Origin of the sequence: Actinomadura sediminis, assembly GCF_042675525.1 — a bacterium.
Taxonomy (GTDB): domain Bacteria; phylum Actinomycetota; class Actinomycetes; order Streptosporangiales; family Streptosporangiaceae; genus Spirillospora; species Spirillospora sediminis.
In genome coordinates this window covers 1-21,471 of sequence record NZ_JBHTJA010000090.1, presented here as the reverse complement: position 1 = coordinate 21,471, position 21,471 = coordinate 1, and the positions used below count along the sequence as shown (strand labels likewise).

The window sequence follows — 21,471 nt, the reverse complement described above, 5'->3', positions numbered from 1 at the left end:
CCTGTTGTTCGTGTGTCCGGCGGGGCAGGAGTCATACGCAGTATCTTCGCTCATAGCCCCCCTTGACGAGCGAATCGAGTGAGTGACGCCACCGTGTCCAGTGAAGACGGCACCGACCGACGAGAGAAGGCCTGGGCGGCGGGTACGTACCCCCGGCCCGCGAACGAGGGCCGCTCGAGGAACATGAAGGCGAACCGCCGCTCGGACACCAAGCCGGAGATCGCGCTCCGCCGTGCACTGCATGCCCGAGGCTATCGTTACCGGAAAGACTTCCGGCTTGACCTCCCCGGCGGCGTCCGTGTCCGGCCCGACATCGTCTTCACTGCCCGCAAGGTCGCGGTCTTCGTGGACGGGTGCTTCTGGCATGTCTGCCCCGAACACGGACGGGAGCCGACCAGTAACGAGTGGTACTGGACCCCTAAGCTCCGCCGGAACGTGGAGCGAGACCGAGCCGCCGATGCAGCCCTCCAGGGCGCTGGCTGGCGAGTCGTACGTCTCTGGGAACACGAACCCCTCCCATCTGCGGTGGAAGCTGTCATCGAGGCCGCAGGACCAGCCTCTGCCGAACGTGAGTTCGAAGCTACGCAACACCTCGGACATTCCGAGGGTGATGGTGGTGGCACTCGGCGTAGTTGACCACGGAACTGGCGTTGAAGGCTTGCCGACGGAGCGGTATGGGGTATCCGTGGCTTCTGGGGAAACTTAGAAGACCTTCTGCGGCAGGTGAGGTGGCAGCACTGGCGGGGTGCTTCGTTCCTGCTCTGGGGCCCAGAGTGGGTGATGGCTCGTCCGCAACGAGACGCGTGTTGCGGCGGGCGAGTGTGCGTATGATTGGCTTACCCGCCCCGGGCATTGGTCTTCAGGCGGGTCTCCCTTTGGGCTCTGCGTTCCAGGTGGAGGAGCCTCATCGGCCTGCTGTGGCCACCAAAGTCGCATGGGATGGGCGCAGAAGGAAGTAAGTTGATCTCCTGTAAATGACTGAGTTGAGGATCGAGTATGCCGTCTGCGGCGTCGGCTGGCAGTGTCTGCAGTAATAGGGATACTGGGGAGCATCTGATTGTGCGTCCAGAGGACGATCGCGAGCTGCAGAAGGTGCTCAACGAACTTTCGAGTTTCGACTTGGAATTGAAGTTCCGGGACTCGATTCAGCGATCGATCGATTACATTCTTGATGGTGCCAAGACTGGCCGGTTCCGGCTTCATGATCCTGAGGTGGAATCTGGGGAGCGGGCGGCTGTCGGAACAAAACTTGAATACGAGCTCATCAGAGAATTTTCCTGGACCAAGGAAAAGCCTCTGGATGTAGTGATCGCAGATGTTCCCGTGGACATCAAAGCTACAGTGCATAGGAACTGGAGCATCCCCAAGGAGGCCCACTGTCAGCTGTGTATATGTGTCAGGATTGATGCGAGAACGTATCGGCACGAGTCGTGGCTTATGCGTACACACCGGTCGCTGCTGTACAAGGGCAAGGGTAATGGCGACGGTCAAGAGGGGTATTGTGGTCGATGCGCTCAGTACCTACGGTGTTTCGCTTTATGGTGAGGGGAAACTGCCGATCAACCCCCTCACTCTCTTGAGCGAGCAGGATCGCGCTGCAGTTTTTGCACCTCGGGTCGGGCAGGAAAAGCGGCTCACTCATCTTTTCATGACACTTCCTGGCGTTGTTATTCCACGGAGCGCAATTCTTACTGTCTGTGCCGGGAACGACGACCCGATGCGGCGTGCTCGTGCTCTGAAGAATAGGTTCGCTGCCATGGGCTGGAAGCTTCTCTGTGGAAAATGGGAGGAGGAGAGAGTTGAGGGGGCAGCCTTGGGTTATGACCTGTCGGGCGCTGCGTGGGTTGCCATCAAGAATGTCCCCGATAATTAACTAGACTATTAGTGGGTTTTTTCGCCTATGGCCCTCGTTTGCTTCTAAATCAGGCGACGGTTGTTTGGTTGGTGGGGGTTGGGGTGCGGGCTTCGGGTGGGGCGGTTACTAGGCCGTGGTCGGTCAACTCCCAGAAGTGGCGGCGGGAGGGGTGGAGGAGCTGGGCCGCCGCTTTGTAGGCGGCGAGGCTCATCAGGGCCCAGTAGAGGGGAATGGTGAGCATGGTGCGGACGGCTGGGAAGAGGCCGCGTTCCATGCAGCCGGCCATCATGCAGTAGATCATCAGGAAGTTGCCGATGATCATCGTGGTGCCGCCGGTGTAGAGGAGGACGGGCGGGTAGAGGGCCTCGACGTGGCGGGTGCCGGTGCAGAGGTAGAGGGCGGTCAGGGACCAGAAGACCGGGTTGGCGAGGGTCGTCAGGGTGGGGAAGCCCATCGTGAGGTGGAAGGCGATCGTTCGTCTGGTGCCCAGCTGGCGCCAGAGGCGCAGCGGGTGGCGGGTGTGGACGAGCCAGGTCTGCATGAAGCCCTTGATCCAGCGGCTGCGCTGGCGGATCCAGTTGCCGAGGCGGCTGTTGGCCTCCTCTTCGGTGACGGAGACCATCATGCGGACGTCCCAGCCGCGGCGGGCGATGCGGATGCCGAGGTCGGCGTCCTCGGTGACGTTGTAGGGGTCCCAGCCGCCGAGGGCGCGGAGGGCGTCGGTGCGGAAGTGGTTCGAGGTGCCGCCGAGGGGGATCGCCATGCGGTACCGGTCGAGGCCGCGGAGGAGCAGGCTGAAGTTCGTCGCGTATTCGGCGGCGAAGCAGCGGGTCAGCCAGTTGGTCCAGGGGTTCCAGTACTGGAGTTCGGCCTGGACGCACACGACGCGGTCGGGGAGCGAGTCGAAGGCCAGGACGGCTTTGCGCAGTTGGTCGGGGTCGGGACGGTCCTCGGCGTCGTAGATGACGACGAACTCGCCTCGGGCTCGGGCCAGTCCGATGTTGCAGGCCTTCGGTTTGGTGCGGGGTGTGGACGGGGGGATGCGGACGACCTCGAAGGGGGCCGTCAACGGGGGGAGCGCCGCACGGGTCTCTTCGTCGTCCGCTTCGACGAGCAGGAGGATCTGCAGGCGGTCGGCGGGGTAGTCGAGGTGGGCGAGGCGTTCGAGGAGCGTGGGGAGGACCTTCGCCTCGCGGTAGAGGGGGACGAGGACGGTGTAGGGCGGGAGGTCGTCGCGGTGCGTGGCGTCGACCCTGATGACCGGGGAGTTCCAGGCGCCGAGGACCATCGCGGCGCGGAAGACGAGTGTCGCGGCGTAGACGATGGTGAGGAGCGCGACGAGTGCGCGGGCGTACTGGTGGGGGGCGGGGCCGTGGCCGGTGAGGGCGTGCAGGGCCACGGCGGTGGTGAGGACGACGAGTGCGGCGACGGCGGTGATCGTCTGGCCGGTGCCGAGGAGGCGGCGCGCGCTCAGTTCGTCGGGGAGGGTCATGGGGCCTCCTTGCGGCGGTAGATCCGCTGGACGTCGTCCTGGAAGAGGAGCGTGTAGTCGCGGGTGAGCGCGGGGTCGTCGCGGAGCCGGCGCCATACGCGGTCTTCCCAGCCGGGGAGGGTGCGCGCGTAGATCCAGCGGACGTGGGCGGCGGGGGTGCGCAGGGCGGGTTCCCACAGGCGGTAGCTGCCCTCGTAGACGATGCGGCCGGTGGGGACGCCCGAGCGGAACGCGATCGTCTCGTTGTGGGGGCCCTCCATGAGGAGGTCGCCGTGGTCGTAGTGCTCGCGGAGCCAGGCGGCCGCGGGCCGGGCGGTGTCGCCGGACGTCCAGTTTCGCGGTTCGGCGAGCGTGGCGGTTCCGGGCACGGCGAGGACGGTCGCGACGGCGGCGGTCGCGAGGGCCGCGCGGGCCGGGAGGCGGAGGAGCCGGCGGGGCGCCGCGGAGACGAGGTAGCCGAGGAAGAGGGCGGTGGGCAGCGCCATGATGAGGGCGAAGCGGACGTTGTAGAACTCGCCCTGGAGTTCGGGGACCTTCATGGGGCGCCGGCCGGAGCAGAGGGCGTAGACGAAGAAGGGGAGGAAGGAGAGGAGGGTGTAGGGGGCGACGGCGGCGGGGCGGAGGCGGTGGCGCCACGCGTAGACGAGGAGGCCGGCGAGGGCGGCGAGGAGTGCGGGGAGGCCGAGGTCGTGTGCGAGCGCCCAGGCGTAGGTCGTCCCGGAGCGGGTGGGGGAGCCGATGTTCTCGTCGGCGGACGACACCCACAGTGACGCCTTCGCGTACTCGCCGGACAGCCAGTAGAGCGCGTCACCGAAGATCGCCTGGCTCCACCCGATCCACGCGACGACGCCGCTGAACGCGACGACGCCGAAGAAGAGCGTGTGGGCCTCGACGTGGGCGGGGCTCTTCCACCGCCGCCAGGAGATGTACGCGACCACGAGGGTGAGCGCGGCGGCGAGGACCCAGCCCTCGTAGCGGGTGAGCGTGGCGAGCATCGTGGCGAGGGACGCCGCCACCAGCCGGGAGTACCGTCCGGTCCGGGACCATTCGTGCAGGTGGTGGACGGCGACGGTGATGCAGGCGAACAGCGGCAGTTCGGTCATCGGGGTGCTCTGCAGGTAGAGCACGTTGGGGTTGAGGGCGAAGGTCGCGGCGGCGGCGAGGCCGGCGGCGCGGGAGCGTCCGAGGGTGGACGCGGTCAGGTACAGGTACCGGACGGTCACCGTGTAGGACGCCATCGAGATCAGTGAGCCGGCGAAGCCCGAGTGGTAGAGGTCGTCGTACCAGACGAGGGGCAGCGCGAGCAGGTGCGGGAGCGGCGGCCAGACGCCGCCGAGCTGCGCGAGGCCGGGGGTGGGGCTGTCGAGGACGCGCCGGGCGATGAGGAGGTGCGCGGTGGCGTCGTTGTACAGCAGCACGGTGCCGAGGTTCAGGTGGTGGACGAACGCGCCCGCCGACAGCAGCACGGCCGCGAGGGTGACGAGTGCGAGCACCGGGTCGGACGGGGTGAACAGGGCGCGTGTCCGCCGCCACTTGTGGCCGTCGCGGACGAGTTCGGCGTAGACCCGCGCGAGGCTGAGGAACGATCGGACGATGACGCGGGGGGACGCGCCGGTCGGTTCGCCGTGGGCGCGCGGGTGGTGCTCGACGGGGTGTTCGACGACGCGGGCGTGGCCGCGGCCGATGCGGGCGAGGAGTTCGGGGTCGATCGCGGCGGCCTCGTCGACGAGGTCGAGCCCTTCGAGGAGCCGCCGGTCGAGGAGTTTGTAGGCGCAGTCGACGTCGCGGCTGCGGGTGCCGAGCAGGAGCCGTCCGGCGAGCGTCCACAGGTGCCCGTTGACGCGGCGCGGCAGGGGGTCGGCGCGTTCGCGCCGGTAGCCGATCACCGCGTCGGCCCGGTCGTGCCGCCGGACGGTCAGGAGGGCGTCCAGGTCGGCGGCGCGGAACTGGCCGTCGGAGTCGGTCAGCAGGAGCCAGCGCATGGACGTCCGCTCGAGGGCGGTGCGGATGCCGGTGCGGACGGCCGCGCCGTAGCCGCGGTTGCGTTCGTGCCACACGCCGATGACGCGTCCCCCGGAGCGGGCGACCAGGTCGTCGAGGACCGCGCCGGTCGTGTCGGGACTGCCGTCGTCGACGACGATGACGCGGTGGTCGTGGCCGAGCGCGGCGAGGGTGGTGAGGAAGTCCTCGACGGTCGCGGCCAGGTTCTTCGCCTCGCGGTAGGCGGGCATGACGACGACCACGCCGTCCGTGGCGGGACGCGGCGCGGGGGCGTCCCGTAGCGCCGCCGCGTCCGTCATCGGGCGGTCTCCGTCTCGCGCCGGAGCGTTTCGGGCGGGGCGGCTCGGCGGCGGAAGACCCCGAGGTCGCAGGCGAGGTAGGCGGCGGTGCTTCCGGTGAGGACGCCGAGGAGGGCCGCGGGCAGCGGGCCGGTGCGGCGGTAGGCGAGGAGGAAGACGGCCGTGTTGGCGCCGAGGGCCAGCAGGACGGACGCGTGGTAGGCGGCCCAGCGCGGCCATGCGACGCGGATCGTCCGGTCGCGCCAGGTCCAGGTGGTGCTGAGGAGGAAGTTCAACTGGGCCGAGGTGAGGAATCCGGCGGCGTTGGCGAGCGGCCAGGGCGTGCCGGCCCGGCCGAGCGCGGAGGCGAAGGCGTATTGGAGAGAGAAGCAAAGGCCCCCGACGGAAACGTAGCGAAGCAGGCGTGAGGTAAGGCGGGTCATTCGTGTCCTTGGCCGGTGACCGTTTCATTGGGTCGGCGAGGACGCGACTGAGGTGCTCTGGGCGTCTTCGCTCCGGATGGGGTCATACCCGTGCGTCCGCCAACGCGGGTGATCGGACGCCAAAAGTCCGTACAAGGACCGAACGGCCCGGCCGGGGCGCGGAACCGGAAGGCGCACCGGCTTGTGGGAATGTCCGGCTGAGTGCTCAATTCGCGGAGGCGGGGTTGCCGGGGTGGAGGGCGGTGATGCCGAAGGGGCCGGCGGCGTACAGGGTGCCGTCCGGCCGCAGGGCGAGGGTTCGGACGGGGAGCCCGAGGGGGGACAGCAGCATGTCCTCCCCGGCGGAGCGCCAGAACCAGATCCAGCCGTCGGCCCACGCGGCGGCGAAGGCGGGGCCGTCCGGGAGGAGCGCGGAGGTCACGGCGGACACGGCCGTGGGGCGCCGGACGGCCGGCTGGTCGAGGAGGTCGGCGCCGATCGTCCACATGCGGACGGCGCCGTCCGAGCCGGCGAACACGGCGAGGCGGGCGCCGGGCGTGGTGAGGCACGTGACGGCCCGGATCGCGCCGAACGGGGTGGCGCACTCGTCGGCTGGTGCGTCGGTGCCGGGCTGGACGGCGCGGAGGGCGCCGGAGCGGTCGCCGAGGACGATCGTGGACGCGGTCGGGTCGGCGCCGAGGGCGGTGGGGGGCGCGCTGCCGGGGAGGCGGGCGAGGAGGGCGTCGTGGCGGGCGGTGTCGGGGCCGAGCAGGCCGAGGTCGCCGGACGAGCCGAGGTGGAGGAGGGTGCCGTCCGGGAGGGGGACGAGGCCCCGGACGGTTCCGGCGTTCGCGGACGTCCGGTCGAGGACGCTTCCGTCCTCGGTGGAGATCGTGTGGACGGGGCCGTCGACGGTCGCACCGTGGAGGACGTCCGCGTCGGTGCCGAGGGCGAGGCTGGAGACCGTCCCGGACCCGGGGCCGTCCGGAAGGGCGCTCGCCCAGGCGGGCACCCAGGTGGCGTGCCGCGCGAAGCGCGCGAGGCGGTCGGCGAGGGCGCCGTCCGGGAGGAGCAGGGCGCCCAGCCGGAGGACGGACGCGCGTTCGGCGGGGGAGTTCGCCGAGAGCAGGCCGGTTCCGACCGTCAGCCAGGCGTCGGTCGCGGGGCCGGGGACGGTTTCGAGCGCGCCGGTCACGACGATGGGCTCGCCGTGGACGAGGAAGCCCGGGTCGGCCAGGAGCTGCGGGGCCACGCCGGCTTCGACGGCGTGCCGGGCGAGGTGCCGCAGGACGTAGCCGGACGCGCGCGACCAGTCGGGCCTGCCGCCGGACTCGGGCACGGACGCGTACATGCCGGCGCCCAGCGCCCGGTCGATGTGGGCGGTCGCCTGGGGGGTGCGGGCGCGCCGGATCGCCTCGGCGACGGGGCGGCAGCCGAGGAGGTGCCCGTCGCCGGTGCGCTGGACGAGGGGCATGACGGCGGTGACGGCGGCGCGGGCGCGCTGCGGGTCGCCGGTGAGCGCGCTCGTCCAGCCGTACCAGGTGTCGGCGTCGAGTTCCTCGTAGGCGGACGCGAGCGCCTCGACGGCCGGCCATGCCTGCGGGTGGACGAGCCGGAGCCAGCGGCCCACGACGTCGCCGCCGGGGCCCGCGCGCAGGGCCAGCTCGGCGAGGCCGGCGTTCGGGTGGTACCGGGCCGCGGCCGCGGCCAGGCGGGGGTCGACCCGGATGGCGGCCGCGGTGCGCCGGAGCCATTCCGCGAAGGCGGCGCGGTCGGTGTACCGGGGGTCGTCCAGGTTGACCAGGTCGGCGCGCGCGGAGAACGTCGTGAGGTACTCCGGGCGCGCCTCGGCGAGGAGGCGGACGTGCGGCAGCTCGGTGAGCGGTTGCAGGAGCGACTCGACGATCCCGCCCGCTTCCGCGCCGTCGCAGCGGATCCCGCTCTCGTCGAGCGACGGGGCGACGATCGTGGTGCGCCGGGCGTCCGCGGCGAGGACGGCGAGCAGCGCCTCGGGGGTCTCCCCGGGGAGGCTGAGCTGCTCGGCGAGCGCCCAGGTGGCCGATGCCACGGTCATGCCGCGGAGCGGGACGAACGCGTGGAAGTGCGCGGCGAACGCGTCGTCGGCCATCAGTTCGGCGATGAGCCGGGTCTTCCCGGCGGCGGGGGATCCCGTCACCAAGCACACGGACGGGCGCCGGTCGTCCCGGGCCCACCGGCGGAGGGTCGCCGCGGCCGGATTCCTGCCCGCCCCCATGTCGTGGGGCGGCGGTGCTCGGTGAGTCACATTTCCTTCCGGGGCCATTCGGCCCACGCGCCTTCGGACATCTCCCGGATCATCCACGCCCAGGGGCCTTCGCCGTCGTCTCCCCACGGTTCGCCCGGACCGTGGGCGAACGGCGCGGGGTCGATCGTGTGGAGTTCGACGGCCAGTGCGCGTGCGCCTTCCATGTACACGTCGAATTCTTCGCGCGGGTCGTCCGGCTTCTCGTCGATGGACATCGCGTAGGACGCGCTGTACTTCTTGGCGTTCCGTTCGATCGCGTACATGTAGTAGGCGAGCGATTCGACGTTCTTGTGCAGGAGGGTGAGGCCGCCTTCGCTTTCCGAGATGAACCAGATCTGCCCGTTCTCGCCGTTGAGGGTGAGAAGCCCGAGCCCGAAGATCGTACCGATGCAGAACCGGTGTTCGGGGCGTTCCGGCATGGTCCAGGCCCAGCCGTGCTTCCCGATCTCTTCCCGGAGGGCGGGGAGCGGGGTCCAGCCGGGGTCGTCGGGCCGGTGGACGACGGCCGCCCTGCCGCGCAGTTCGGCGGGCAGGCCGACGCGGGTGAGGAACTCCCGGGTGGCGCGGTGCGTGACGCCCGCGGGGAGCGACGCGGCGGACGGGCGCACCGCTCCGCCGTCCCCGAAGACCTCGTCGACCGCCGCGGCGGTGAGGAGGGAGGACGGGTTGCTCATTTACGGACCATCATCGGGGTAGATTGCGATCCGGCAGTCTACCAAATGGACGGTCTTGACGCGTGAGGCGCCGCCGCCCGGCCATTTTCGGGTCATTTCCCGCACGGCCGGAAATGGCGAAGAGTTCACCCGCGCCGGGGTGGCCGCCCCGTTCACCGATCGGCTCCGGTGATGCGCGCGAGCGCACGGGCCGCGACGGCCCGGTACGCCCGGTCGGCGGCGACGACGTCGGCGGCGGCCCCGCCCGCCATGACGCGCGGGCTCTCCGCGATCTCCCGGACGGCCGGGACGGCCGCGACGGCGGGCGGCCCGATGGCGCCGAGCCGCCGGACGGCGAGCATCCCCGCCGGGGTGGCGTCGACCGCGGCCACCAGGTGGGGGAGCAGCGACGCGGTGTCGCCGGTCACCCGATGGACGATGGCCGCGCCCGGCGGCGTCGCCGGGTCCAGCAGCGGGACGGCCGGGGCCGCGGCGGCGCCGAGCGCGAACAGGTGCCCGGCGGCGTCGTCGTCCGGGCCGTGGCGGACGGCGCGGGCGAGGTACCGCAGCGGTTCGTCGCCGTCCCCGGTGATCCGCCAGATCGCCCACGCGGCGTTCTCGCTCGCCGGACGCCCGTGCCTGCGCCCGAGGAAGCGGCGCAGGACGGGCACGGCGTCGGTGGCGGCGGGCCCGAGGGACGCCAGGACCCGGGCGGCGGACGGGACGGCCTTGCGGCGTTCGAGCAGGGACACGAGTTCCGGGAGCAGCGGCAGCGCGCGCTCGCCCCACGCGGCCGTCCCGTGCAGGACGCTCGTGAGCAGGTTCCCGGCGAAGCCGGTGCCCTTCACCGGCTCGGCGAGGAACGCGCGGACGTCCGGGACGAGCGCGTCGGCGTGGTCGCGGAGACCGGCCAGCGCGCGGGCCGGGTCGAAGGCGAGCCGGGGTTCGGCCAGGTCGGCGGCCAGCACGGGGACGGCACGTGCGTCCCCCGCGCGGGCGAGGGCCTCGAGCGCGGCGCCCGCCACGACGTTCTCGGGGCGGCCGAGCAGCGGCGGCAGGGCGTCGGCGACGAGGGCGATGTCCGGGCCGCCCTGCCTGATCTGCCAGACGGCTTCGCGGACGACCTCGTCCGGCCCGGTGAGGAGGCCGGCGAGGGGCGGGAGCAGCGCGGCGGGGCCGTCCCGCCAGGTGCGCATGACCTCACCGGCGCGGCGCGCGGCCTCCGCCGCCTTCGCCGGGGCGGGAACGGCGAGCGCGTCGCGGGCGAGCCGGATCTGCGGGCCGGGACGGTCGTCCAGTGCGGCGGTCAGGAACCCGGTGCGGCCCTCGCCGAGCACCCAGAGCTGCCCGTCGAGCGCGGACTCCGGGGCCCGGATCTCGTCGGTGAGGGCTCGCAGGAGGTCGGTGCCCGGGTCGTCCGCGCCGCACCACAGCAGGGCGGTCGCGGCGGCGGCCCGCACCTCGCGGCGGCCGTCGCGGGCCCGCTCGGCGAGCCAGGCGAGGGGCCGGTCGTCGCGGTCGCGGCAGATGTCGCCGACGGCGAGGACGATGCCGGCGGCGGCGCCCGCGTCGCCCTCGCCGGCGAACGACGCGCGCAGCGTCGTCACCGGGTCGGGGTCGTGCTCGGGGAGGTCCGCGAGGACGAACGCGGCGGCGGCGCGGACGTCCGGGTCGCCGTCGTCGAGGAGGCTGATCAGCGTGCGGTATCCGGCTTCGACCGCCGCGCGCGCGTCCCGCGCCCAGGCCTGCAGGTCCTCGTCCTGGTCCTCGAGGTCCCAGACCGCGCCCGCGACGGCCGAGAGCAGTTCGAGGATCCGGGGCCGGTGGTGGACGCCCGGGTCGGACAGGAGCCGGTAGAGCACCTCGACGGCGGGCACGGTCGCGGGGTACACGAAGCCCTGGTGGTAGATGGTGCCGAACAGGGAGTCCAGGGCCTGTTCCGCGACGGCGGGGTCGGCGGACGCGGCCCGTTCCAGGGTGCCGGGCAGCGCGGCGGCGGAACCGTAGGCGTGGACGAGTTCGCCCCACGGGACGTCGCTCACGTGCGGGCCTCGCGCGGGGGGTGGGCGGGACGTGCGGAGGTGCGTGCGCGAGGGGCCGTCGTGGCGAGCGCGGCCGGGGCGCCGGGCGGCCCATCTGTGGATCCGGAATCCATCGCCGCACAGTAAAGCCGGATTCGGGTTCGTGTCAGTTCGCCGCTGCCCGCTCGTCGGCCGGATCTCCGGTTTCGGGCGGGTGCGCCGGGGGTCGGCGAAGCGGCGTCCGCGACCGGCGGAAGGCGGCGTCAGCGGTGCGAGGCCCGGCGGCGGGCGGTCGCCGTGCTCGACGCGACCAGGGCCGCGACCGTCAGGCCCATGCCGAGCACCGCGCCGCCCAGCCCGGTCTCCGGGGCGGCGAACCCGAGCGCGACGGCGACGGCGGCGCCGCCGGGGAAGAGCAGCCGGCGGACGGCCGTCCCGGACCGGACGAGGTCCTGCAGCGCCGCCAGGACCAGCAGGAACCCCGCGACCGGCACGGCGACGGCGAGCCCGGTGGCCCGCTCGGACACGTGCGCGTGGTGCTCGGTGACGTCCAGCGCCGCTTCCAGGCCCGCGCCGATCGCGGCGACCGACGCGAACACCAGGTAATGCCCGTATCCCCACATCAGCGCGACCCGCAGCGACGGCAGCGTCTCCATGGGGCCGCCGAAGTACAGCCACCACAGCCCGAACACCAGCAGCAGGCCGCCGGTCGCGATCAGGACGATCGAGGCGGAGAAGCCGTGCTCGGACGACACCGCCCGCACGCCGTTGAGCGTCGCGAGGATGACCTCGCCGAGCACGATGATCGTGAACAGCCCGTACCGTTCGGCGATGTGCCCGGGATGCCAGGCGGTCATCCGGCCGCGGGCCTCCGCCCACATCGGCACCGCCAGTTCCGCGACCACCAGCACCGCGAAGCCGATCACGGCGGCGTCGTCCGGCAGCCACAGCCGTCCGACCCAGCCGGCCTGGACGAGCGCGATCCCGGCCGCGTAGCGGAGCGTGGCGGCCCGCCCCTCGGGGTGCTCGGCGGCGGCGCGCAGCCACTGCGCGATCAGCGCCGCCCGCATGACGACGTAGCCGATGGTGACGAGCGTGAAGTCGTAGTCGGTCAGGGCCTCCTCGACCCCGGCCGCGAGCACGAGGACGCCGCCCATCTGCAGCAGGGTCAGCACCCGGTAGAGGGCGTCGTCGGTGTCGTAGGCGGAGGCGAACCAGGTGAAGTTCATCCAGGCCCACCAGATCGCGAAGAACACCGCGACGTATCCGAGGAGGCCCGACGCGAGATGGCCCTCGGCGAGCTCGTGGTGCAGCGCCGCGGCGGCCTGCGCGACCGCGACCACGAACGTCAGGTCGAACAGCAGTTCCAGCGGGGTCGCGGCGCGGTGCTCCTCGCCCGGGTCGCGCGCCCGCATCGCCCGCCGCAGCGCGCCGCCGTCCCCGCTCACCCGGCCGGCGCTCTCGTCGATGATGTCACGTAGAGCATCGTAGCCAGCACAATAGGTGACGGGCTTGGTAGAACTTGTTCTTGCCTAATCGCCGGTCGGCGAGCAGGCTGGGCCCATGGATTTGGTCGCGCTGGAAGAGATCCGCCGGTTGAAGCACCGCTACCTGCGCTGCGTCGACCTCAAGCTGTGGGACGAGTTCGCCGAGGTGTTCACCGAGGACGCCGTCGCCGAGTACGACACCCCGGTGCTCGGCCGCACGCTGCGGCTGGAGGGCCGGGACGCCATCGTCGCCTACATGCGCGAGAACCTCGGGCCCGGCAGCATCACCACGCACACCGCCGGTCAGCCCGAGATCGACGTGGACGGCGACCGCGCGACGGGCGTCTGGGCGCTGGACGACTCCGTCATCATCCCCGAGGCGCGGCTGCTGATCCGGGGCGCCGCCCACTACACCGACGTCTACGTGCGCGGGGCGGACGGCCGGTGGCGGGTCGAGCGCACCGGCCATCGGCGCACGTACGAGTACACGGTGTCGCTGGACGACGTGCCGAGCCTGAAGTTCACCACCCCGGTGCCGGGCGCCGCGTGACGCCGCCGGACGCCCGTACCGCGGGGACCCGTTGACCCGGGGTAGAACACGTTCTAACATCCGGGCCACAGTCGATGATCCGCCGTGCGCCGGCGCGGGCCGTGCCGCCAACCCGAGGAGCCCGGTGACCACCGAACCGACCGAGACCGCCCCCTCCGGTGCCGCCCCGTCCGGCGCCGCCCCGCCCGACGCCGACCCGGACACCGCCGCCACGCGCGGTTTCGCCGCGGCGGTCGCCGAGGCCGAGCGGCTGGTCCGCACCGCCCCGCACGTCCGGACCGAGCAGGACCTCGCCGAGGGGCTGGACTACCTCGCCGGCAGCATCAAGGCGTCGCTGCACATGGTCGGCGCCTACCAGAAGGACTTCCCGTTCTTCGCGGCGTCGACCGGCCCCTACAGCAAGCTGGGCCTCGACAACCCCGACACCCTCTACTTCCACGCCTACATCCGCGACGACGCCGAGTACGTGGTGACCGGCCGCCGCGGCACCACCGCCGACCTGAGCTTCCAGGTGATGAACGGCGACTACTCGCCGACCGCGTCGCCCGACAGCCTCACCGCGTTCGACGACCGCGAGCTCGACATCGGCCCGGACGGCGAGTACCGGGTGCGGTTCGGCCCGCCGCGCCCGGACGCGGGCCCGGGGTACTTCGCGCTCGCGCCCGGCTCGGCGATGCTGATCGTCCGGGAGGTGTTCGGCGACTGGGCGACCGAGCGGCCGGGCGAGATCCGCATCCACCGCGCCGACACGCTCGGGACGTCGCCGCCGCCGGTGCCGGCGGACGCGATGGCCCGCCGGTTCGACATCGCCGGGCGGATGCTCGTGGCGCGGATCCGCACGTTCCTGGCGTTCCCCGAATGGCACTACCTGCGGCTGCCGGTCAACACGCTGACCGAGCCGCGGAGCACTCCCGGCGGGCTCACGACGCAGTTCTCGTCCGTCGGGCACTACGACCTCGCCGACGACGAGGTCATGGTGATCACGTGCCCGGCCGCCGACAAGGCCGTGGCCCCCTACCAGGGCTTCCAGCTCGGGAGCATGTGGTACGTGTCGCTCGACTACATCAACCACCAGACGAGCCTCACCGCCGACCAGGCCCGCGTCGACCCGGACGGCATGATCCGGTACGTGGTCGGCGAGCGCGATCCCGGCCTCGCGAACTGGATCGAGACCACCGGCCATCGGCGCGGCTACCTGCAGTTCCGCTGGCAGCGGCTGGCCCGCGACCTCACCCCGGCCGACGGCCCGTCCGCCGAGGTGATGCCGTTCGACGCGCTGCCCGCCCGGCTGCCGTACCACGAGCGGCAGCGCGTCACCCCGGACGAGTGGCGCGAGCGGATCGCGGCCCGCCAGGTCGCCGTCGCCCGCCGGATGCTCGGATGACCGCCCCGGAAACGCCGCTCGCGGCGCCGCTGGCGGACCGGGTCGTCGTCGTGTCCGGCGTCGGCCCCGGCCTGGGCCGCTCCCTCGCGCTGCGGTGCGCGGCGGCTGGGGCGGACGTCGTGCTCGCCGCGCGCAACGAGGAACGGCTCGCCGAGGTCGCCGCGGACGTCGAGGGCCTCGGGCGGCGCGCGCTGGCCGTCCCGGCCGACATCCGCGACGAGACGGCCTGCACCCGGCTCGCCGACGCCGCCCTGGACGCGTTCGGGCGGGTCGACGGCCTGGTCAACAACGCGTTCGCGACCCCGCCGCTGAAGGACCTCACGGAGGTCGACCTGGACGCCGTCCGCGCGGGCTTCGAGACGAACGTGCTGGCCGCGCTGCGGCTCACCCGGCTGCTGGCGCCCGCGCTCGCCGAGCGCGACGGCTCCGTCGTGATGATCAACTCGGCGGTGCTGCGGCACTCCCGCCGCACCTACGGCGCGTACAAGATGGCGAAGTCGGCGCTGCTGTCGATGGCGCAGAGCCTCGCGACCGAACTCGGGCCCCGGGGCGTCCGCGTCAACACCGTCGCCCCGGGCTACATCTGGGCGCCCAACCTGAAGTGGTACTTCGACCGCCTCGGGAAGAAACGCGGCGTCCCCGCCCAGACGATCTACGACGAGGCCGCGGCGACGACGGACCTCGGCAGGCTCCCCGAACCCGACGAGATCGCCGACACGGTGATGTTCCTGCTGTCCCCGCTCGCCCGCGCCGTCACCGGGCAGTGCCTCGACGTCAACTGCGGCGAGTGGCACCACTGAGAGGAGCACCGATGCCGGCTGGACGCGACACCCTCGGCACCGTCGAGGACCTGCACGCCTCCGCGCGCAAGGTCACCGGCCTGGACGACTTCGGCGCCGACGACTACTCCGACGGTCTCGAGGTGCTCCTGGACTCCTGTGCCCGGGAGGCGGCGCTCACCCCGGCCGGGAACAAGGCGCAGCGCGCCATCCTGCGCGGCGCGCTCGCGGCCCGGCTGTGGTCGGAGGCCGCGTGGCGGCGCCATCCGGGGCACGCCGACGTGCCCATCGAGCGCCCGGTCTTCGTCACCGGGCTGCCGCGCACCGGCACCACCGCGCTGCACCGGCTGCTCACCGCCGACCCCGCCCACCAGGGCCTCGAGGTGTGGCTGGCGGAGGTGCCGCAGCCGCGCCCGCCCCGCGACACCTGGGCGGACGACCCGGTCTACCGGGCGATCGACGCGGGCTACCGGCGGCACCACGTCGAGAACCCCGAGTTCATGGGCGTGCACTACATCGCGGCGGACACGGTCGAGGAGTGCTGGCAGCTCCTCCGCCAGAGCATGCGGTCGATCTCGTTCGAGTGCCTCGCGCACGTCCCGTCCTACTCGGCCTGGCTCGCCGGGCAGGACTGGACGCCCGCGTACCGCAGGCACCGCCGCAACCTGCAGTTGATCGGAATGAACGACCCCGGGCGGCGCTGGGTGCTGAAGAACCCGAGCCACCTGTTCGCCCTCGACGCGCTCCTCGAGGTCTACCCGGACGCGCTGATCGTGCAGACGCACCGGGAGCCGCGCACCGCGATGGCGTCCATGTGCAGCCTCGCCGCGCACGCCACCGACGGCTGGTCGGACGCCTTCACCGGCGCGACCATCGGCCGCGACCAGCTCGACCTGTGGAGCCGCGGCCTCGCCGCGTTCCGCGCCGAACGCGCCCGGCACGATCCCGCGCGGTTCGCCGACGTCCACTACGACGACTTCGTCCGCGACCCGATCGGGACGGTCGAGTCCGTGTACGCGCGGTTCGGGCTGCCGTTCGGCGACGACGCCCGGGCGGCGATGGAGCGACTGCAGGCCGAGAGCACGAGCGGCTCGGCCCGCCCGTCGCACCGCTACTCGCTCGCGGACTTCGGCCTCACCCCGGAGGAGGTCGACGAGCGCTTCACGGGTCTCGTGCCGTGACGTCCCCGCGCGCGGGGACGCTCCCGGCGGCCAGCAGCGCGGCCGCCGCGGCGACGGCGGCGAGGACGGCGAACAGGGCGGCCTGACCGCCGAACACGGCGGCGAGCGCGGCACCCGCCCACGGCGCGACGGCCCCGGCGACGGTGACCGGCGCGGCGAGGACGCCGGACAGCGAGCCGTACGCGGCGGTGCCCCAGCGGTCGGAGACGGCGGTGGCGAGCAGCAGCGTGGTGACGCCGCGCGCGGTCCCGGCGAGCACGGCGACCGCGATGAGCAGCGCGACCGGCCCGGGCAGCACGGCGAGCGCCGCGGTCGTCGCCGCGGACAGGCCGAGCACCCCGGCGGTGCGGGCGCGCAGGCCGGTGCGGCGGGCGAGCGCCCCGTAGCACAGGCGTCCGGCGACCTGCCCGACGCCGCCGAGGCCCAGCGCCCAGGCGGCGACGGCCGGGGACGCGCCGCGCTCGGTGAGCAGCGGCACGAGGTTCATCAGCACCGCGTACGTCGTGAACGCCGAGAGGGTGAGCGCGGCGGCCAGCATCGCGAACGGACGGCCGCGGACGATGCGGCGCACGTCCGTCCGGGGCGCGGGCGGGGCGCCGGGGCGCTCGTGCGGCGGGGGCCAGGGGCGGCGCAGGGCGACGGCGTGCAGCGGGACGGTGACGGCGGCGAGCACGCCCGCGAGGACGAGGTAGACGCCGCGCCAGCCGAGATGGTCCGCGAGCACGTGCGTGAGCGGCGCGAACACGGTGCTCGCCAGGCCCGCGACGAGGGTGAGGGTGGTGAGCGGGCCGAGGTGCCGCGGCCCGTGGTACCGGGTGAGGGCGGCGAACGCCGGCTGGTACAGCACGGCCGACATCGCGACCCCGGCGAGCATCCAGGCCGCGGCGAAGGCGGCGAGCGTCGGGGCGGCGGCGATGCCCGCGGTCGCGGCGACGGCCAGGACGGACCCGGCGGTCATCGGCAGGTGCGGGCCGCGCCGGTCCAGGATCCGGCCGACCGGGATCCCGGCGACGGCGGCGACGATGAGCGCGGCGGAGAACGCGGCCGTCGCCGCGGGCGCCGACCAGCCGGTGTCGGCCGTGATGGCGGGGACGAGCACCGGGAACGCGTAGTAGAGGACGCCCCAGCTCGTGATCTCGGTGACGCACAGCGCGACCAGCGGGACGCGGGAGACGCGCCCCGCCCCGGCGGCGGGATCGGCCGCCGCCGGGATCGCGCGGGCGGGACGCTCGGGCACCGTCAGGCGTCCGCCCGTTCGGCGTCGCCGGAGCGGCCGTGCGCGAGTCCGGTCGCGAAGCCGACCCCGGCGGGGACGGGCTCGGGCGTACCGCAGCAGGACGACGCGGGTTCGGCGGCGGCGCGCGGCGCGGGCTCGGCCTGCGCGCCGGGCAGCAGGTCGGCGGTGGCCGGGGCGGCGGTGACCGGGTCGGTGGAGCAGACGCCGGTCTCGGGCAGGTCGAGGTGGACGGCGTCGGCGGCCTCGCGCTCCCCGGCGAGCGCGGCGACGATGGAGCGGACCTGCTCGTATCCGGTGGCCATCAGGAACGTCGGGGCGCGGCCGTAGCTCTTCGTCCCGGCCAGGTAGAAGCCGGTCTCGGGGTGGGCGAGGACGCTCTCGCCGTGCGGCGGGACGGTGCCGCAGGAGTGGAAGTTCGGGTCGATCATCGGCGCGAGCCGGACGGGCGCCTCGGTCGCCGGGTCGAGTTCGACGCGGACCTCGCGGAGCATGTCCAGGTCGGGCCGGAAACCGGTGGCGGCGACGATCGTGTCGGCGGTGAGGGCGCGCTCGCCGTCCGGTGTGGTGCCGGTGACGGTGACCGGGCCGTCCCCTTCGATGCGGGCGACGGTGAAGCCGCGGACCAGGTCGATCCTCCCGGCCTCGACGGCCTCCCTCAGGCGGGTGCCCAGCGCGCCCCGGGCGGGGAGCCCGTCGGCGTCGCCGCCCCCGTACAGGCGGGCGACCGAGTCGCCGCGGACGGCCCACGTGATGCGGGTGCCCGGTTCGGTCTCGGCGAGTTCGGCGAGGGCCAGGAGGGTGTTGGCGGCCGAGTGGCCCATGCCGACGACGAGCGCGCGCCGTCCGGCGAAGCGGTCGCGGTCGCGGCCGAGGACGTCGGGCAGCGGGCCGCTGATGTGCGCTGCGGCCTCCGCCTCGCCGGGCGCGGGCAGCCCGGAGTGCCCGAGCGGGTTGCGGTTCCCCCAGGTGCCGGACGCGTCGATGACGGCGCGGGCGTCGATGTCGCGGACCGTCCCGTCCGCCTCCCGGACGCGCACCAGCAGCGGGCGCTCGTCGCGGCCGATCGTCCGGGTTGCGTCCGCGCCGCGGCGGGTGACGGCGAGGACGCGGGCGCCGGTGCGGACGCGTCCGTCCAGTTCGGGCACGCGGGAGAGGGGGAGGAGGTAGCGGTCGACGAGTTCGGCGCCGGTGGGCAGGTGGCCGGGGTCGGGGAGGGTCCAGCCGGTGGGCTCCAGGAGGCGGCGGGCGGCGGCGTCGGTGTCGTAGCGCCAGGGCGAGAACAGCCGGACGTGGCCCCACTCGCGGATCGCCGCGCCGACCTCGCCGCCCGCTTCGAGCACGAGGAAGTCGAGGCCGCGTTCGGCCAGGTGCGCGGCGGCGGCCAGCCCGACGGGCCCCGCGCCGATCACGACGACCGGCGCGTCCGCCCGGTCGTCGACGCAGCCGCAGCCGGCGTCCGTCTTGGCCTGCCGGGCGGTGACGGCCGGGTCGACGGGGTGCTCGGCGTCGGTGCAGCAGGCGTTCACTCCGCAGCAACGGTCCTGGGTGCTCATCGGCTCGCTCCTTCGCGGTCCCTCGAACTGTTTCGATACCCATCTAATCAGGGTCGAGTTTGCCTCGCTGGATAGATGCGTGTCAAATTAGATACATGTCGAAATCGGGGATGTCCGGGGACGCCGCCGCACAGGTGTGCTGCACCCCGCTGAGCGGCCCGCCCCTGGGCGAGGCCGCGGCCGCCGAACTGGCCGGGGTCTTCAAGGCGCTGGCCGATCCCGTCCGGCTGCGGCTGCTGAACATGATCGCGTCCGCCGCGGACGGCGAGGTCTGCGTGTGCGACCTCACCGCCGCCTTCCCGCTGTCCGCGCCGACGATCTCCCACCATCTCAAGGTGCTGCGCAAGGCCGGGCTCATCGACGGCGAACGGCGCGGGACCTGGGTGTACTACCGGGTCGTCGAGGAGCGGCTGACCCGCCTGTCCGGACTGTTCGCGCTGCCCGCGCTCACCTCCGCCTGACTCCCCGCCCGCGCCGCCGGGCGCGCAGCCGCGTCAGGACGTGGCGGGCGTCGGCGCCGACGCCGCGCAGGGTGGCCGACGCGAACGAGCGCTGCCACTCCAGGCCCGCGAAGCCCAGGCCGGGATGGACGGTCGAGAGGCCGCCGCGATGGCGCGGCAGCCCCTCGGCGTCCAGCGCGCCGAGCGACGCGAGGTAGCCGACCTCGGGCCGGAAACCGGTGGCCAGCAGGACGACGTCCACGCGCTCGCGCGTCCCGTCGGCCCACACGACCCGGTCGCCGTCCAGCGCGGTGAACATCGGGCGCCGGTCGAGGTCGCCGGCGGCGAACCGGTCGCGGTAGGTGCCGGTGTCCATGACGGGCGTGCCCGTGCCGCCGGCCAGCAGCGGGCGCGCCCACCCCGCGGTGTCGAGCCCGGTGCGCCGCAGCCAGACGTGCACGTCCCGTCCCGCGATGCGCTGCGGCACGAACCGCAGCGGGTGCCGGGTCGCCAGCGTGACGTCCGCGACCCCGGCCAGCTCGACGCCGATCTGCACCGCCGAGTTCCCGCCGCCCACGATCACGATCCGTTTCCCGGCGAACGGCTCGGGCCGCCGGTAGCCGGACGAGTGCAGCACCGTCCCCGGGAAGGCGTCCAGGCCGGGCAGCGCGGGCCGGTACGGGCGGCCGAACCCGCCGGACGCCGCGATCACCAGCGGCGCCGCGAACTCCTCCCCGTCCGCGGTGACGACCCGCAGGCCGCGGCCGTCCGGCTCCACCCGCTCGACGCGGCGGCCCGTGCGGACGTCCGCGTCCAGCCGTTCCGCGTAGCCGGCCAGGTAGGCGACGACCTCGTCGCGCGTCGGGTAGCCGTCCGGGTCGCCGGGGAACGGGACGCCGGGCAGGGCGCTGCGGGAGGCCGGGGAGAACAGGGTGAGGCTGTCGTAGTAGTGCCGCCAGGAGCCGCCCGCCTCGTCGGCGGCTTCCAGGACCAGCGGGTCGAGCCCGAGCGCGCGGGCGGCCCGCGCGGTGGCCAGCCCGGACTGCCCGCCGCCGACGATGACGACGGATGCGATGTCGCTTCCCATGGCGGCAAATATATTGTCATTTTCTTATATGTCAATACGACAATGCTCGGCGTAGGATCACGGGCGGCGGCGTGACGCGGGACGGAAGGGGGAGCCGTGACCGATCCGGTGCCCGCCGGAGAGACGGCGGGGTGCGGGGCCGCGGCGGCCCGGCTCGGGCCCGGCGCGCGGGAGTTCCTCAAGGCGCTCGCGAGCGAGCAGCGGCAGCAGATGCTCGAACTGTTCACCGGCGGCGTCGAGATCACCGTCGGGACGGTCGCCGAACGGCTCGGCATCGCGCAGCCGACCGCGTCCCAGCAGCTCGCGATCCTGCGCCGGGGCGGCCTGCTCACCTCCCGCAAGGTCGGCAAGCAGGTCCACTACCGCATCGACGCGGCCGCCGTCGACGCGTCCCTCACCGAGCTGCGGACGTACCTGCACGCCTGCTGCCCGCCCCCGCCGGACGGGCCGCCGGGCTGACGCGCTCAGGCGCCGGACAGCTCGCCGATCAGCGCCTCCACGCGCGCACGGATCTCGTCCCGGGGAAGATCATTCGGTAGCTGTTGGCCCGGCCGTCACCCGCGCCACCATCCCGCGCCGTACGGGCGGGTTCGACTTGAGCGGCCAGTTGCCGGGAGGTTCCCGCCCTGGGCCTCGAGGAGGGGCACGTGACACCGCACCTGCACCGACGCCGCCGCGCGCACCCGGCGCGGCGCCGACCACCGTCCGGGACGCCGTACGCCGCGCGGCCGATCGCCGCGCTGACGGCCGCCGCCGCGCGCGTCCTG

Annotated in this window: 19 protein-coding genes; 9 read left to right on the top strand and 10 right to left on the bottom strand. The window is 73.4% G+C overall.

All coding sequences use genetic code 11. From position 1 onward, the window contains the following. Window positions 1–78: 78 nt before the first annotated feature. The 3 genes from ACFQ11_RS29600 to ACFQ11_RS29590 all read left to right on the top strand — a co-directional run bounded on the left by ACFQ11_RS29600 (window position 79) and on the right by ACFQ11_RS29590 (window position 1,873). Window positions 79–636: a very short patch repair endonuclease gene (locus ACFQ11_RS29600; RefSeq protein WP_378304578.1), complete on the top strand. Its 558-nt coding sequence runs from the start codon at window positions 79–81 to the stop codon at window positions 634–636. Window positions 637–996: 360 nt separating this feature from the next. Further along, on the top strand, window positions 997–1,545 hold the full coding sequence (locus tag ACFQ11_RS29595) for a NaeI family type II restriction endonuclease (protein WP_378304575.1): 549 nt from the start codon (window positions 997–999) through the stop codon (window positions 1,543–1,545). Further along, window positions 1,478–1,873: a NaeI family type II restriction endonuclease gene (locus ACFQ11_RS29590; RefSeq protein ID WP_378304573.1), complete on the top strand. Its 396-nt coding sequence runs from the start codon at window positions 1,478–1,480 to the stop codon at window positions 1,871–1,873. The genes ACFQ11_RS29595 and ACFQ11_RS29590 overlap by 68 nt, the downstream gene beginning before the upstream one ends. A gap of 49 nt (window positions 1,874–1,922) precedes the next feature. Here ACFQ11_RS29590 and ACFQ11_RS29585 read toward each other — a convergent pair whose 3' ends face one another. The 7 genes from ACFQ11_RS29585 to ACFQ11_RS29555 form a co-directional block, all read right to left on the bottom strand. Then, window positions 1,923–3,347: a glycosyltransferase gene (locus ACFQ11_RS29585; RefSeq protein WP_378304571.1), complete on the bottom strand. Its 1,425-nt coding sequence runs from the start codon at window positions 3,345–3,347 to the stop codon at window positions 1,923–1,925. Next, a complete protein-coding gene (locus ACFQ11_RS29580) occupies window positions 3,344–5,647 on the bottom strand; it encodes a glycosyltransferase (protein WP_378304568.1) in 2,304 nt (767 codons plus the stop codon). Before ACFQ11_RS29580 ends, ACFQ11_RS29585 begins: the two co-directional genes overlap by 4 nt. After that, on the bottom strand, window positions 5,644–6,069 hold the full coding sequence (locus ACFQ11_RS29575) for a GtrA family protein (protein ID WP_378304566.1): 426 nt from the start codon (window positions 6,067–6,069) through the stop codon (window positions 5,644–5,646). Before ACFQ11_RS29575 ends, ACFQ11_RS29580 begins: the two co-directional genes overlap by 4 nt. Window positions 6,070–6,274: 205 nt before the next feature. Beyond that, complete coding sequence (locus ACFQ11_RS29570; RefSeq protein ID WP_378304564.1) at window positions 6,275–8,224, bottom strand: WD40 repeat domain-containing protein; 1,950 nt, start codon at window positions 8,222–8,224, stop codon at window positions 6,275–6,277. Window positions 8,225–8,328: 104 nt separating this feature from the next. Further along, window positions 8,329–9,006, bottom strand: a complete 678-nt coding sequence (locus ACFQ11_RS29565; RefSeq protein ID WP_378304562.1) for an SUKH-4 family immunity protein — start codon at window positions 9,004–9,006, stop codon at window positions 8,329–8,331. A gap of 152 nt (window positions 9,007–9,158) precedes the next feature. Beyond that, window positions 9,159–11,027, bottom strand: a complete 1,869-nt coding sequence (locus tag ACFQ11_RS29560) for a HEAT repeat domain-containing protein (RefSeq protein ID WP_378304560.1) — start codon at window positions 11,025–11,027, stop codon at window positions 9,159–9,161. Between the two features lie 242 nt (window positions 11,028–11,269). Next, window positions 11,270–12,454: a low temperature requirement protein A gene (locus ACFQ11_RS29555; protein WP_378304558.1), complete on the bottom strand. Its 1,185-nt coding sequence runs from the start codon at window positions 12,452–12,454 to the stop codon at window positions 11,270–11,272. Between the two features lie 115 nt (window positions 12,455–12,569). On the opposite strand from ACFQ11_RS29555, the gene ACFQ11_RS29550 reads away from it, so the two are divergent. The 4 genes from ACFQ11_RS29550 to ACFQ11_RS29535 all read left to right on the top strand — a co-directional run bounded on the left by ACFQ11_RS29550 (window position 12,570) and on the right by ACFQ11_RS29535 (window position 16,387). Next, entirely contained in the window at window positions 12,570–13,043 is a 474-nt protein-coding gene (locus ACFQ11_RS29550; RefSeq protein WP_378304556.1) for a nuclear transport factor 2 family protein, read from the top strand. 124 nt (window positions 13,044–13,167) lie between these two features. Beyond that, window positions 13,168–14,427, top strand: coding sequence for a hypothetical protein (locus ACFQ11_RS29545; protein WP_378304554.1), 1,260 nt, complete (start codon window positions 13,168–13,170; stop codon window positions 14,425–14,427). Continuing rightward, entirely contained in the window at window positions 14,424–15,227 is an 804-nt protein-coding gene (locus tag ACFQ11_RS29540; RefSeq protein WP_378304552.1) for an SDR family oxidoreductase, read from the top strand. The genes ACFQ11_RS29545 and ACFQ11_RS29540 overlap by 4 nt, the downstream gene beginning before the upstream one ends. An 11-nt stretch (window positions 15,228–15,238) precedes the next feature. After that, window positions 15,239–16,387, top strand: a complete 1,149-nt coding sequence (locus ACFQ11_RS29535; protein ID WP_378304550.1) for a sulfotransferase family protein — start codon at window positions 15,239–15,241, stop codon at window positions 16,385–16,387. Here ACFQ11_RS29535 and ACFQ11_RS29530 read toward each other — a convergent pair. Both ACFQ11_RS29530 and ACFQ11_RS29525 read right to left on the bottom strand, forming a co-directional pair. Then, the gene (locus ACFQ11_RS29530) at window positions 16,368–17,624 is read right to left on the bottom strand and encodes an MFS transporter (RefSeq protein WP_378304547.1); all 1,257 of its coding nucleotides are present in this window, start codon (window positions 17,622–17,624) and stop codon (window positions 16,368–16,370) included. The genes ACFQ11_RS29535 and ACFQ11_RS29530 overlap by 20 nt on opposite strands. 2 nt (window positions 17,625–17,626) lie before the next feature. Then, window positions 17,627–19,177, bottom strand: coding sequence for an FAD-dependent oxidoreductase (locus ACFQ11_RS29525; protein ID WP_378304545.1), 1,551 nt, complete (start codon window positions 19,175–19,177; stop codon window positions 17,627–17,629). A 95-nt stretch (window positions 19,178–19,272) separates the two neighbouring features. Between ACFQ11_RS29525 and ACFQ11_RS29520 the strand changes: the two genes are divergently transcribed. After that, complete coding sequence (locus tag ACFQ11_RS29520; protein ID WP_378304543.1) at window positions 19,273–19,638, top strand: ArsR/SmtB family transcription factor; 366 nt, start codon at window positions 19,273–19,275, stop codon at window positions 19,636–19,638. On the opposite strand, the gene ACFQ11_RS29515 is transcribed toward ACFQ11_RS29520, so the two are convergent. Continuing rightward, complete coding sequence (locus ACFQ11_RS29515; protein ID WP_378304541.1) at window positions 19,625–20,704, bottom strand: NAD(P)-binding domain-containing protein; 1,080 nt, start codon at window positions 20,702–20,704, stop codon at window positions 19,625–19,627. The two genes, ACFQ11_RS29520 and ACFQ11_RS29515, sit on opposite strands and share 14 nt — an antisense overlap. Window positions 20,705–20,800: 96 nt before the next feature. On the opposite strand from ACFQ11_RS29515, the gene ACFQ11_RS29510 reads away from it, so the two are divergent. Further along, entirely contained in the window at window positions 20,801–21,163 is a 363-nt protein-coding gene (locus ACFQ11_RS29510; protein ID WP_378304539.1) for an ArsR/SmtB family transcription factor, read from the top strand. The last annotated feature ends 308 nt before the right edge of the window (window positions 21,164–21,471 follow it).

Excerpts from the sequence above, each read along its gene's own strand:
- ACFQ11_RS29595 (WP_378304575.1), top strand. The coding sequence starts at position 997 with ATGCCGTCTGCGGCGTCGGCTGGCAGTGTCTGCAGTAATAGGGATACT.
- ACFQ11_RS29590 (WP_378304573.1), top strand. The coding sequence starts at position 1,478 with ATGGCGACGGTCAAGAGGGGTATTGTGGTCGATGCGCTCAGTACCTAC.
- ACFQ11_RS29585 (WP_378304571.1), bottom strand. The coding sequence starts at position 3,347 with ATGACCCTCCCCGACGAACTGAGCGCGCGCCGCCTCCTCGGCACCGGC.
- ACFQ11_RS29580 (WP_378304568.1), bottom strand. The coding sequence starts at position 5,647 with ATGACGGACGCGGCGGCGCTACGGGACGCCCCCGCGCCGCGTCCCGCC.
- ACFQ11_RS29575 (WP_378304566.1), bottom strand. The coding sequence starts at position 6,069 with ATGACCCGCCTTACCTCACGCCTGCTTCGCTACGTTTCCGTCGGGGGC.
- ACFQ11_RS29565 (WP_378304562.1), bottom strand. The coding sequence starts at position 9,006 with ATGAGCAACCCGTCCTCCCTCCTCACCGCCGCGGCGGTCGACGAGGTC.
- ACFQ11_RS29550 (WP_378304556.1), top strand. The coding sequence starts at position 12,570 with ATGGATTTGGTCGCGCTGGAAGAGATCCGCCGGTTGAAGCACCGCTAC.
- ACFQ11_RS29540 (WP_378304552.1), top strand. The coding sequence starts at position 14,424 with ATGACCGCCCCGGAAACGCCGCTCGCGGCGCCGCTGGCGGACCGGGTC.
- ACFQ11_RS29535 (WP_378304550.1), top strand. The coding sequence starts at position 15,239 with ATGCCGGCTGGACGCGACACCCTCGGCACCGTCGAGGACCTGCACGCC.
- ACFQ11_RS29525 (WP_378304545.1), bottom strand. The coding sequence starts at position 19,177 with ATGAGCACCCAGGACCGTTGCTGCGGAGTGAACGCCTGCTGCACCGAC.
- ACFQ11_RS29520 (WP_378304543.1), top strand. The coding sequence starts at position 19,273 with ATGTCGAAATCGGGGATGTCCGGGGACGCCGCCGCACAGGTGTGCTGC.
- ACFQ11_RS29515 (WP_378304541.1), bottom strand. The coding sequence starts at position 20,704 with ATGGGAAGCGACATCGCATCCGTCGTCATCGTCGGCGGCGGGCAGTCC.